Below are 12,978 nucleotides of genomic sequence, written 5' to 3' on the forward strand. Positions count from 1 at the left end.
TTTATATTCCAGTAAGATCTGTGGATAACTTAAAAAAGGTTGATTGAATAGTTTTGGGATTTTAAAAAGAATAAAAAAGAAATCTTATTCGCCTGCCAAATTTTTCTCACATGCGTTCGAAAAGGCAGATGCGTGAAAAAAATCTCCGGTTCCACAGTCGCCTGCGATTTTTTTATAGTATGTTGGAAGTGACAGCAAAGTGGTATATAATGATGAAAAAGCTTATTTAATGTTTTAAATTGAAAGGGAGGAATAAGAATGTCTTATTTATTCGTAGAGTATCCAAAATGTACAACTTGCAAACGAGCAAAAAAGTGGCTCGATGAACATCAAGTTGAATATGAGGATAGACATATAGTTGATAACAATCCTAAAATAGAAGAACTTCAAGAATGGATAAAGAAAAGTGGCTTGCCAATTAAAAAGTTTTTTAACACAAGTGGAACTGTATATAAAGAGATGAATTTGAGTCAAAAGCTTAAAGAACTTTCAGAAGAAGAACAAGTAAAGCTTTTATCAACAAACGGAATGTTGGTTAAGCGTCCTATTGTAGTTGGAGATGACTTTGTACTTGTTGGTTTTAGAGATGAGAGTTTATGGGAAGAGTCACTTTTGAAAGGCTAGATTAGTGATTAAGTGATAATAAGAAAGAGATATTTGAATTTAAATATCTCTTTCTTTATTTTTGCGGAAATTATCAAAGATAATAACTTATAGAGATTGAAGAGTAATTTATTATATGCTCTATAATTATGCAAGCCAATATGTAGTATGTTAAAATACATCAATAAAAATGATTAAATTTATCACTAAAATTAATATTTAAAATGTGCTATTCTATATATCATAAAGCAAAAGGCAAAATTTTCATAAAGCGCATAATAAAATTTATTGATTAATGCCAAAATAGATATAATTAATATTTTAATAGATATATGTAAGCGCATTTATAAAATTGCTATATTGGGGAGTGATAGGGATGGAAAATTTTGAAAAATATAAAAGAATGTATTTTATGCCACCAAAAGTGACATACGATTGGGTGAAAAAAGATTATATAGATAAAGCGCCTAGATGGTGTAGTGTTGATTTACGTGATGGAAATCAATCATTAATTGAACCTATGAGTTTAGAAGAAAAGTTAGAATTTTTTAATATGTTAGTAAAAATAGGTTTTAAAGAAATTGAAGTAGGGTTTCCAGCTGCTTCTGAAACTGAATATCAATTTATAAGGACATTAATTGAGAAAAATATGATTCCTAATGATGTCTCAATTCAGGTTTTAACTCAAGCTAGAGAACATATCATTAGAAAGACTTTTCAGGCGGTTAAAGGGGCTCCGCATGCAGTAATTCATTTATATAATTCAACTTCAGTTGCACAAAGGGAACAGGTTTTTGGTAAATCTAAGGATGAAATTAAGCAGCTTGCTGTAAACGGGGCAGAACTTCTAAAAGAAATAGCAAAAGAAGAAAAAGGAAACTATTCATTTCAATATAGTCCAGAAAGTTTTCCGGGAACAGAAGTAGATTATGCGGTAGAAGTATGTAATGCAGTATTGGATGTTTGGAAGCCGACAAAAGAAGAGAAGGCAATCATTAATATTCCTACAACAGTTGAAAATGCAATGCCTCATGTATTTGCTTGCCAAGTTGAATATATTCACAAAAACTTAAAGTATAGGGAGGCTGTAACTTTATGCTTACATCCACATAATGATAGAGGAAGTGGAGTGAGTGATGCAGAGTTTGGTATACTTGCAGGTGCAGATAGAATAGAAGGAACTCTATTTGGTAATGGCGAGAGAACAGGAAATTTAGATATTGTTACAGTTGCTATGAATCTTTATTCTCATGGTGTAGATCCTAATTTGAATTTTAGAAATATGCCTGAAATAGTTGAAAATTATGAAAGATTAACCAATATGCAAGTAGGTATGCGTCAACCATATGCTGGTGAATTAGTGTTTACTGCCTTTTCGGGTTCTCATCAGGATGCTATTTCAAAGGGAATAAAGTGGCGTGAAAATAAAGAGTGTGAGTATTGGGAAGTTCCATATTTACCTATTGATCCAATGGATGTTGGGCGCCAATATGATTCAGATGTTATCCGCATTAATAGCCAATCAGGTAAAGGTGGAGTGGCTTATATATTACAAAAGAATTTCGGAATATCACTTCCAAAACAGATGCAGGAAGCATTTGGTTATACAGTAAAGGATGTATCAGATAAGGCTCATAGAGAATTAACACCAGAAGGAATTTATAAAATTTTAGAAGAGAAGTTTATTCGTAACTCCCATGTATTTCAAATTCCAGAATGTCATTTTATACAAGGAGAGCAGATGGCAGCCGATACTACAATTTGTCATGGAGGGAAAATACAATGTATAACAGCGCATGGAAACGGAAGATTAGATGCAGTTAGCAATGCAATTAAACAGTATTTTGATATTGATTATGACTTAGATGTGTATGAAGAACATTCATTAACAAGAGGGTCATCATCGAAAGCTGTTACTTATGTGGGAATTAAATGCCATAATAAGCTTTATTGGGGCGTAGGAATAGAAAATGATATTATTAATTCATCAATTGCAGCTTTAGCAGTAGCAGTTAATCAATTAGAAGAGATTAAGAATATGAAAAGATCAGATAGTAGAATGACAGAGGTATTAAATTATATTCAATCAAACTATAAGACGGTCACATTAGAAAAGCTTTCAGAAACTTTTTACTTATCTAAGCCTTACTTATCGAAATATATTAAAGAAAGTACAAATAGTACTTTTGTGGATATAGTAAAACAAATTAGAATGGATAAAGCTAAGAGCTTACTTAAAGGAAGTGGAATGACAGTAGAAAATATTGCAGAGCAAGTTGGTTATGAAAATGTAGAGCATTTTATTAGATTGTTTAAGAAAGCATATGGAATAACTCCGGTAGAATTTAGAAATAATATACCTAAGCGAATGGAACAATAAAATAATAAATTTGTCTTTTTGTAAAAAAGATTTGATCAAAAAATATAGACTAATATGTCATACTATGGTATATTATATACATAACAAATGATTTGAAAAAACTAAAGATTTAAATAAACTAAAGATATTTCGAAAAGAGGTGACTATAGATATGGTTATCTCTTTTCTTATTTATAAAATGAGAGGCAAAATAATTATAAAACTTAGATAAATTCTTATTTTAGCACTATAAATATATTAAAAGCATTTGTCGAAAAAAACCTGATAATCAATATCAAAAAATATAGATTATTTTTTAATATTGTGTTAATATAAATGTATACAAAAGATATCCAAACCCCACTCTTAATCTCCCCTAAATTTTATATAAGATACAGCCATAATTTGGCTGTATCTTTTTATTCTTTAAGAAATTATAATGCAATTAAATCTGTGGATAACATTATAGTAGTATATTTTACTGGGGTTAATTACTATAAAGGAATAAAAAAATAAATCATATTCGCCTGCATAAAATGTTCTTATATGCAGCATAGCTGCTATTTCTGATGTGCAGATTTTTCTCACATGCGTTCGAAAAGACAGATGCGTGAAAAAAATCTACACATATGAAAAGAGTGCGAAGCACAATACGGAACTTAACCACAGTCGCCTGCGATTTTTTTTGCGTATTCAGTTAAGAGATATGTCGATAAACCATAGGTTACCTAATCAATTAAAAGGCGACTTTACAACAATTAGATGATGTTTACAATATATGCTATAATTTAGCCTAGTAGTGGATATAAATTTAAGGATGTCTTTTTAATTATTATTTAGATGCTTACACTAGGAGGAAAGAATATGGAGATTATAAAATCAATATTATATTTTATATTGGCTGGAATATTTGAAATTGGAGGTGGATATCTTATATGGATATGGTTACGCGATGGAAAAAGCTATTTATATGGAGTTATAGGAGCGGTCATATTAATTTTATATGGAATAATTCCTACTTTACAGCCTTCAAATTCTAATTTTGGTAAGGTATATGCAGCATATGGAGGAATATTTATTGTAATGTCAATTTTATGGGGATGGAAAATTGATAATATAGTACCTGATAAGTTTGATTTAATTGGTGGATGTATAGCTCTAGTAGGTGTTATTGTAATTATGTATGCACCAAGAGGATAGTAGAGTGTGTTATGATAAAAATTCGTATATAAAAATCAAGTGTGAAGAGTTTGAAAAAGCTTTAAAAACGGAAATACTTTAAGAAAAATGTAATGGGTGAGTATTACTAATATTTGAATTAATATAAAATTATAGAAGGTAAATATAAACTTTTATATAATTATCTATATTAAGGGGATGAGTTAATGAATCAAAATGTAGATGTAATATTAGAAATAATAAAAAATATGCCATGTGAAAATATCGAAGGAGTTAATGTTCCTAAATCTTTGGGATATGAGCAGATAGGAATGAGTATTGATGAATTTGATGAAGCAATCAAGTACATACAAGATAATGATTTGCTGAGGAAAATAGTTCCTATATTTAAAGATAATAAGATAGTACTAATAAAGATAATGTAAAATCATACTGGATTTTTAGAAAGGCGGCTAATATGACTAGTAAAGAAATAGAATTTGTTGATTTAACTAACCAACAGTATGAAGCTTTGATTAAAATGCAAATGGAATCATATAAAAAAATATTGGATTTTTGCAGAGAAAATATAAGTGATTCAGAGAAAGTTGAAATTATAGATAAGAACTTATTAAAAATAGATGAAAAAATAATAACAAAATTAGAGGAAATGAGAGTCTATAATAAAATATTTATGGAAACAGTTAAGTAAGGTTTAATATTTTTAGAGGAATTTCTCCTTTTTTGTATAATTATTATTATGGAAAGAGGTGAGGATATGGAATTTAATCAGAAGTCATGGATTGAAAACTATGTACATAGCTTATGCCCGAAAAAAATTAGTAAAGAAAATGTAGATAAAGAGATAAATAGCATAATAACTTTAATGAATGAGTTATTTAGTAGTAGAAATGCAGACAAGTATGTTGAATTTGTCCCAGATGAAAATGCTATAATATTCCCAGGTAGAAAAGCAAATATTTTTATAAGATACAGTGTAGATGGAAATGGTAATGAAGTGAAAATATCAAAACATAAAAATCGTGAATTAAGCAGTAGTATAGAAAAAGCAATATTAATAAGTTGCAAAGGTGAAGAATATGTAGTAAAAGATGAACCTTCGATAACAATGGACGAAATGTCATTTGAAGGTTTGAAAGATTCTATTAATTATGCATTAAGCAAAATATTAAACTAAACATATGTGTAAGAGAACCCTGGATAGGGTTCTCTTGTTATATACTTTTATTTTTTAATAAAATTTTAAGAAAACATTTTCAATTGACAAAAAACTGACAAAATTTAATGGTAATATATATATTAGAAAGTGTAAATGTTGTCAATAATGTATTATAGGCAATATAAAAAATTTTTATATTGTGTGATAATGTTTACAAAAAGTCATAAAGTTTTAATTATTTTTGTATAAAAATCACAAGAATTTAATATTATCATATATTTAAAAGAGGTGAGAACAACATGGGGAATATAATTAAAATTAATATGTACGCTGAAATGAACAAAAAAAAGAATGTTAAGCTAGATTTAAAAACAGTAGAAGAATTCATTTTAGAATATAATAAATGGCTAAAGAAAAACAACAGAGAGGATAAAATAGAGACTTATGAAAAGTTTTTACAAGTATAATTATCTTTAAAGGTAGATTGAGTGATAACGCTTAATTTACCTTTTTTTATTTTTATGTAGAAATATAGATAAGCTAACTATAATCCATACTTATGCGTATACCTCAACGAAATCATAAATATTTTGATTCCGAAAAGCTATGAAAATATCGCTGAAGGTTCTAAGCCGCAGGTTGTATCCACTTTAGCATGCTCCAACTTTCAGTTTACAAGCTAAAATGGAACAACCTACAGCAAAGAGCCTTTAATAGCTCATTTTCAAATGTTTTCTTCACAAATATATTTATGATTTCTAGTGAAGATATGAGCTTAAAGTTTTAGTGAATTTGTAAAGACATTCATCTAATAAGTTGAATTCTTAAATTGGATATCTATAACAAGGGAGTTAAATCTGATAGATTTAAGATTTTTGGAGTTTATTGTGAGTTAATGTAAAGAAAACTCTATTTTATGTTAAAATATAAGTAGATTTTAAAAGTGTATTTTGGTAAAGGGAGAGAAAGGTATTAATATAGAATAAAAAAATAAATTATTAAAATATCAGTAAATAATTATAGAGTTTTAGTAAATAAGTGATGAAAATGAAAAAATGTATCTAAGAAATTGTATTGATATATTAAAAGATTAGGTAAATTTATGTGAAGATAAAGAATTTTACTAAAGAATGGAGGTACGTTATGGAGAATAAAGAACTATTAATTGAAAACTCACATAAGAGAAGCGAAAGTTATGGAGTTGAAAAAAATTCAGATCATTCAAATAAGATTCTTACTGGTGAAGAATTAGAAAATATATTAACTATTAATAAAGAATTAATAGAAGTATCTAAAATATACATAGATATGGTATTTTCAGCAGTTATGGATAATGAATTTATTATAGTGTTAACAGATAAAAATGGGTGCATTCTATATATTAAAGGAGCAGAAGAAAATAATAGTAAGCTTGGGGGGAATAATCTTGAAGTTGGGGCTTATATGGACGAGCAAAGTATAGGTACTAATGCCATGGGGACAGCAATTAAAGAAGACAGGTGTATTCAGATAACTGCAACTGAGCATTACATAAAAAGGTTCCACAATTTAACATGCTCTGCTGCACCTATTCATAATACAAAGGGAGAAATTATTGGAACATTGAACTTAACAGGTAGAAGAGATATGAAGCATCCACATACTTTAGGCTTAGTTGTTTTTGGTGTAAAGGCAATCGAAAATGAACTGGACAAGAAGGGTATACGTGATATATTGAATCAAACTTATAATTATATGGAGAGTGTCATAGATAATGTTGATAAAGGCATCATGATAGTAAATAAAGAGTATAAAGTAATAAATATAAATAAACTTGGGGTAGAGATATTTAATATAGATAAGGATTTGATAATAAGTCAAGATATACATTATATTTTGCCTGATTTGGGAAATGTAATAGAAGAACTTGAAAACCATAACGGTGATATTATAAAGGAATTAAAATTAAAGCATACAAGCAGACATAAAATAAGGTTGGTTTTTAAAGGGCTTAAACATAAAGAAAATATTATAGGTATGGTTGTAACAATAAGCTATGAAAAAGAAGGAAAAGACAACAAAAATGCAACAGGGGCATTTTTTACTTTTAATGATATAATTGGGGATAGTGCAGCCATTGTTAATGTGATAACTAACTGTAAGGTTATTGCCAATAGTCCTTCAACTGTTCTAATTCAAGGAGAAAGTGGAACAGGTAAAGAAATATTAGCACAGGCTATGCATAATTATAGTGTAAGAAGAAGAAATAAATTTGTTGCAATAAATTGTGGAGCTATACCAGCTAATATAATAGAAAGTGAATTGTTTGGGTATGAGGATGGGACTTTTACAGGAGGAAAAAGAGGCGGAAATCCAGGTAAGTTTGAGATTGCAAGCGGAGGTACTTTGTTTTTAGACGAAATTGGGGAAATGCCACTTGATGCACAGGTTAAGCTGTTAAGAGTACTTCAAAATGGAAGAGTCACAAGGCTTGGTGGAAGCAAAGAGATTCCTATAGATGTAAGAGTTATAGCAGCTACTAATAAAAATTTAAAAAGAGAAGTTCAAAAAGGAAATTTTAGAGAAGATTTGTACTATAGATTATGTGTAATTCCAATCACTTTACCGCCTTTAAGAGAGAGAAAAGGCGATGTAAAAATGCTTATTGACTTCTTCTTAAGAATTAAATCCTTTCAGCTGAATAAATCAATACCAGAGCTTGATAAAAGTTTATATAATAAGTTATTAGACTATGATTGGCCTGGAAATATAAGAGAGCTTGAAAATTATATTGAGAATATAGTAAATTTGGATGGACGATCATCTTTTAATTTATGGGAATTTGAAGATAATCAAAGTTTTGAGACAGATAAAACATATGATAGGAAAATATTAAAAGATGGTTTTTTAAATAAAGAGATATGGGAAGACAATAAGACTAATGGTTTACTTAAGAATGTTAATACTGAAAAGACTGAGTATATGGTAAATACTTTAAATCTAGAAGAACTAGAAATGAAGGCAATTCATGAAGCTGTAAGAATAAATGATCATAATATGACAAAAGCTGCTAAAACTTTAGGTATAAGTAGAAACACTCTATACCTAAAATTAAAAAAACATAAATAAATTATAAAGCATGTCCTAAAATATTACGCTGTATTAAATTTATGCTGTATTATTTTAGGACATATCTTTGTTAAAAATTATTTATATAAATGAGTAGATGCTTAACAATTAATTTATGTATAACTTATTTTATATATATTTAATAACTTAATTTAAGACCTTTAAATATAATATTTATGAGGAATTACGAGTTTTTTGTTAGAAAAGTATTCCTGTATTTTGACATTTTATTATCATAAATATAAAATATATTGATAAAATAATCACAAGTTGGCATGAATATTGCTTTAATAATTTATGTGGTCAAAAATAGACATATTAACTTATTATTCTGCACTTGTGCAAAATAATGAATGAGCAAATTTTAGGAGGAAATATTTATGGCACGTTTTACTTTACCAAGAGACATTTATCATGGAGAAGGAGCACTTGAGGCACTTAAAACTTTAAAAGGTAAGAAAGCTTTCTTAGTAGTTGGTGGCGGATCAATGAAAAGATTTGGATTTCTTAAACAAGTTGAAGATTATTTAAAAGAAGCAGGAATGGAAGTAGAATTATTTGAAGGTGTTGAACCAGATCCATCAGTGGAAACAGTAATGAAAGGCGCAGAAGCTATGAGAAACTTTGAGCCTGATTGGATAGTTGCAATGGGTGGAGGATCACCAATTGATGCTGCAAAGGCTATGTGGATATTCTACGAATACCCAGATTTTACTTTTGAACAAGCAGTTGTTCCATTTGGATTACCAGACCTTAGACAAAAAGCTAAGTTTGTAGCTATTCCATCAACAAGCGGTACAGCTACAGAAGTTACAGCATTCTCAGTTATCACAAATTATTCAGAAAAAATTAAATATCCTTTAGCTGATTTTAACATAACTCCAGATATAGCAATAGTTGATCCAGCACTTGCTCAAACTATGCCAAAAACTTTAACAGCTCATACTGGAATGGATGCATTAACTCACGCTATAGAAGCATACACTGCATCACTTCAATCAAATTTCTCAGATCCATTAGCAATTAAAGCTGTAGAAATGGTTCAAGAAAATTTAATCAAATCATTTGAAGGAGATAAAGAAGCTAGAAATCTAATGCATGAAGCTCAATGTTTAGCTGGAATGGCGTTTTCTAATGCATTACTTGGAATAGTTCACTCAATGGCTCATAAGGTTGGTGCTGTATTCCATATTCCTCATGGATGTGCAAATGCTATATTTTTACCATATGTAATTGAGTATAATAGAACAAAATGCGAAAATAGATATGGAGATATTGCGAGAGCCTTAAAATTAAAAGGAAACAATGATGCTGAGTTAACTGATTCATTAATCGAATTAATTAATGGATTAAATGATAGGTTAGAAATTCCTCACTCAATGAAAGAGTATGGAGTTACTGAAGAAGATTTTAAAGCTAATCTTTCATTTGTCGCTCATAATGCAGTATTAGATGCATGTACAGGATCAAATCCTAGAGAAATAGATGATGCTACAATGGAAAAATTATTTGAATGCACATACTATGGAACTAAAGTTAATTTGTAAGATAAATAAAGGCAATTTTTTTAGTTCATAATCTTATAGAGATAAAGTACGTTGTTTTACATTAAGAATCATATAACTTTAAAAAAGTTATTGAGATAAACAATTGAATAATTATTAAAAGAATCGTTACAACATTAATAAAACAACAATGGCTCTCAACCTCAGAGAGTCTTTGTTGTTAATAAGGCAATAAGGATGAAAATTCCAATTATCTGACTTACCTGATGTCTAGAAGCTGTAACACCCTGACTTCTTTTAGTGAGAGGCAACAGCTACATGACGATAGATAAAGCTCAGCTAAGATTAAGATGGAGATCAAGCTCTATCTAAGCAAGTTTAATTTGAAATTATCAATAGAATTTATAAGCGTAGGGGGTACTAAGAGTGTACAAAATTGTTAACAAAAGAGAACTTACCAATAACATATTCTTGATGGATATAGAAGCGCCTAGAGTTGCTAAATCAGCAAAACCAGGTCAATTTATAATTATAAAAAATGATGAAAAAGGAGAAAGAATACCTTTAACAATTGCAGATTATAATGCGGAAAAAGGTACAGTGGCTATAGTTTTTGCAGCTATAGGAAAAGGAACTAAGCAGTTAGCAGCATTTAATGTTGGAGATTATGTTTCTGATTTTGTAGGTCCATTAGGTGTACCAAGTGAATTTATTCATGAAGATCTAGAAGAATTGAAAAAGAAAAATATTATCTTTATTGCAGGAGGCGTAGGAGCAGCTCCAGTTTATCCTCAAGTTAAGTGGATGCACGAACATGGGATAGCTGTAGATGTTATTTTAGGAAGCAGAAATAAAGATTTATTAATATATGAAGAAGAATTAAAGGCAGTTGCTGGAAATCTTTACGTAACAACAGATGATGGTTCGTACGGTTTTAAAGGAACTGGTTCAGATATGCTTAAGGAATTAGTTAATAATCAGGGTAAGAAATATGACCAAGCTGTTATCATTGGACCAATGATAATGATGAAATTTACTTCAATGTTAACTAAAGAATTAAATATTCCAACTGTAGTAAGTTTAAATCCTATAATGGTTGATGGTACTGGAATGTGTGGTGCTTGTAGAGTTACTGTTGGAGGAAAGGTTAAATTTGCATGTGTTGATGGACCAGAATTTGATGGACATTTAGTAGATTACGATGAATCAATGAGAAGACAAGCTATGTATAAAACAGAAGAAGGAAGAGAATTATTAAAACATGAAGAAGGAAACACTCATAACCATGGTGGTTGTGGATGTAAGGAGGATAAGTAATAGAGATGAACGATAGAATGAAAAGAACACCTGTTACTGAACAAGCTCCAGAAGTAAGAGCAAAAAACTTTAAGGAAGTTTGTTTAGGATATAATGAAGATGATGCTATAAAAGAAGCAAATAGATGTTTAAATTGTAAGAATCCTAAATGTGTTGAGGGATGTCCAGTATCAATCAATATTCCAGGATTTATATCAAAGGCTAAAACTGGAGATTTTGAAAGTGCTGCTAAAGAAATAGCAAAATATAGTGCACTTCCAGCGGTTTGTGGAAGAGTATGTCCACAAGAAAATCAATGTGAAGGTAACTGTGTACTAGGAATTAAAGGTGAAGCTGTAGCTATAGGTAAATTAGAAATGTTTACCGCAGACTGGTCAAGAAAAAATAAAGTAGATTTATCACAAACAGAACCTTCTAAAGGGAAGAAAGTTGCGGTAATTGGAAGTGGCCCTGCTGGTCTTACTTGTGCAGGAGACCTAGCTAAAAAAGGTTATGATGTAACTATATTTGAAGCACTACATGAAGCGGGTGGAGTTCTAGTTTATGGAATACCTGAATTTAGATTACCAAAGGATGATGTTGTTAAAGCAGAAATTGAAAACATAAAGAAGCTTGGAGTAACAATTGAAACTAATGTAATTGTGGGAAGAACAATAACTATAGATCAATTAATTGAAGATGAAAATTTTGAAGCTGTATTCATTGGATCAGGAGCAGGTCTTCCAAAGTTTATGGGAATACCAGGAGAAAATGCAAATGGTGTATTTTCAGCTAATGAGTTTTTAACAAGAGTAAACTTAATGAAAGCTTTTAAAGAAGAATATGATACTCCAGTTAAAGCAGGTAAAAAAGTTGCTATAGTTGGCGGAGGAAATGTTGCTATGGATGCAGCAAGAACTGCTTTAAGACTTGGTGCAGAAGCTCATATAGTATATAGAAGAGGTGAATCAGAGCTTCCAGCAAGAGCAGAAGAAGTACATCACGCTAAAGAAGAAGGAGTAATATTTGATGTTTTAACTAATCCAACAGAAATCTTAACAGATGAAAATGGATGGGTTAAAGGAATGAAATGCGTTAAAATGGAACTTGGAGAACCAGATGCTTCAGGAAGAAGAAAACCTGTAGTTAAGGAAAATTCAGAGTTTGTGTTAGACGTAGATACAGTAATAATGTCACTTGGAACTTCACCAAATCCATTAATTTCATCAACTACTAAAGGTTTAGAAATCAATGGTAGATCTTGTTTAGTTGCTAGTGAAGATGGATTAACAACTAAAGAAGGTGTTTATGCTGGTGGAGATGCAGTTACTGGTGCTGCAACTGTTATTTTAGCAATGGGAGCAGGAAAGAAAGCTGCTGCAGCAATAGATGAATATTTAAGTAGATAGCATTTAACATATTATATATTAAGAAGATTAGTTACAAGGAAATATAGATGTAACTAATCTTTTTTTGTTTATAATTTTAGACGATATTTAAGAAAAGTTATTTTTAAAATAAAAATAATGTCTCTATAAAAAGAGGAAATAATCTTAAAATTTCCTTAAAAATCTCTAATTTAGTATTCTTAATGATATTATTTGTTGATTTTATTATAGATTGATGATAATATTTCATATATATGAAATGAGTACATATTAATGTATTATATTACAATTGGAAGCTATGAAGAATTCTTTCTAAGTGGGCACTTTAAGGGTTTGGAGCTAGTTGTGCAACCGACCAATTAAGATTAATTAATTATTTTA

Annotated in this window: 11 protein-coding genes and 1 riboswitch; all 11 genes read left to right on the forward strand. The window is 29.7% G+C overall.

Translation table 11 applies throughout. The features are described from left to right. Nucleotides 1-258 precede the first annotated feature (258 nt). The 11 genes from AXY43_RS25990 (at nucleotide 259) to gltA (ending at nucleotide 12,618) form a co-directional block, all read left to right on the forward strand. Nucleotides 259-624 carry an arsenate reductase family protein gene (locus AXY43_RS25990; protein ID WP_012058400.1) on the forward strand — a complete coding sequence of 122 codons (366 nt, stop codon included), beginning with the start codon at nucleotides 259-261 and terminating at the stop codon, nucleotides 622-624. A 355-nt stretch (nucleotides 625-979) separates the two neighbouring features. Beyond that, nucleotides 980-2,983, forward strand: coding sequence for a 2-isopropylmalate synthase (locus AXY43_RS25995; RefSeq protein WP_039770858.1), 2,004 nt, complete (start codon nucleotides 980-982; stop codon nucleotides 2,981-2,983). An 843-nt stretch (nucleotides 2,984-3,826) separates the two neighbouring features. Beyond that, nucleotides 3,827-4,162, forward strand: coding sequence for a YnfA family protein (locus AXY43_RS26000; protein WP_023976553.1), 336 nt, complete (start codon nucleotides 3,827-3,829; stop codon nucleotides 4,160-4,162). A gap of 185 nt (nucleotides 4,163-4,347) precedes the next feature. Continuing rightward, nucleotides 4,348-4,566: a hypothetical protein gene (locus AXY43_RS26005; protein ID WP_023976552.1), complete on the forward strand. Its 219-nt coding sequence runs from the start codon at nucleotides 4,348-4,350 to the stop codon at nucleotides 4,564-4,566. 32 nt (nucleotides 4,567-4,598) lie between these two features. Continuing rightward, on the forward strand, nucleotides 4,599-4,832 hold the full coding sequence (locus AXY43_RS26010) for a hypothetical protein (RefSeq protein WP_017212659.1): 234 nt from the start codon (nucleotides 4,599-4,601) through the stop codon (nucleotides 4,830-4,832). A gap of 66 nt (nucleotides 4,833-4,898) precedes the next feature. Then, the gene (locus tag AXY43_RS26015; protein ID WP_012058405.1) at nucleotides 4,899-5,318 is read left to right on the forward strand and encodes a hypothetical protein; all 420 of its coding nucleotides are present in this window, start codon (nucleotides 4,899-4,901) and stop codon (nucleotides 5,316-5,318) included. A 281-nt stretch (nucleotides 5,319-5,599) separates the two neighbouring features. After that, entirely contained in the window at nucleotides 5,600-5,767 is a 168-nt protein-coding gene (locus AXY43_RS28260; RefSeq protein WP_181246140.1) for a hypothetical protein, read from the forward strand. Nucleotides 5,768-6,443: 676 nt separating this feature from the next. Further along, nucleotides 6,444-8,408: a sigma-54-dependent Fis family transcriptional regulator gene (locus AXY43_RS26020; RefSeq protein WP_023976551.1), complete on the forward strand. Its 1,965-nt coding sequence runs from the start codon at nucleotides 6,444-6,446 to the stop codon at nucleotides 8,406-8,408. Nucleotides 8,409-8,788: 380 nt separating this feature from the next. Then, on the forward strand, nucleotides 8,789-9,955 hold the full coding sequence (locus tag AXY43_RS26025) for an iron-containing alcohol dehydrogenase (protein ID WP_023976550.1): 1,167 nt from the start codon (nucleotides 8,789-8,791) through the stop codon (nucleotides 9,953-9,955). A 384-nt stretch (nucleotides 9,956-10,339) separates the two neighbouring features. Then, complete coding sequence (locus AXY43_RS26030; RefSeq protein WP_012058408.1) at nucleotides 10,340-11,230, forward strand: sulfide/dihydroorotate dehydrogenase-like FAD/NAD-binding protein; 891 nt, start codon at nucleotides 10,340-10,342, stop codon at nucleotides 11,228-11,230. Further along, nucleotides 11,230-12,618 carry an NADPH-dependent glutamate synthase gene (gene gltA / locus AXY43_RS26035; protein ID WP_031276254.1) on the forward strand — a complete coding sequence of 463 codons (1,389 nt, stop codon included), beginning with the start codon at nucleotides 11,230-11,232 and terminating at the stop codon, nucleotides 12,616-12,618. The genes AXY43_RS26030 and gltA overlap by 1 nt, the downstream gene beginning before the upstream one ends. A gap of 261 nt (nucleotides 12,619-12,879) precedes the next feature. Beyond that, a riboswitch (cyclic di-GMP riboswitch) is annotated at nucleotides 12,880-12,963 on the forward strand. Nucleotides 12,964-12,978 lie beyond the last annotated feature (15 nt).

The organism is Clostridium sp. MF28 (genome assembly GCF_002969175.1).
Taxonomy (GTDB): domain Bacteria; phylum Bacillota; class Clostridia; order Clostridiales; family Clostridiaceae; genus Clostridium; species Clostridium beijerinckii.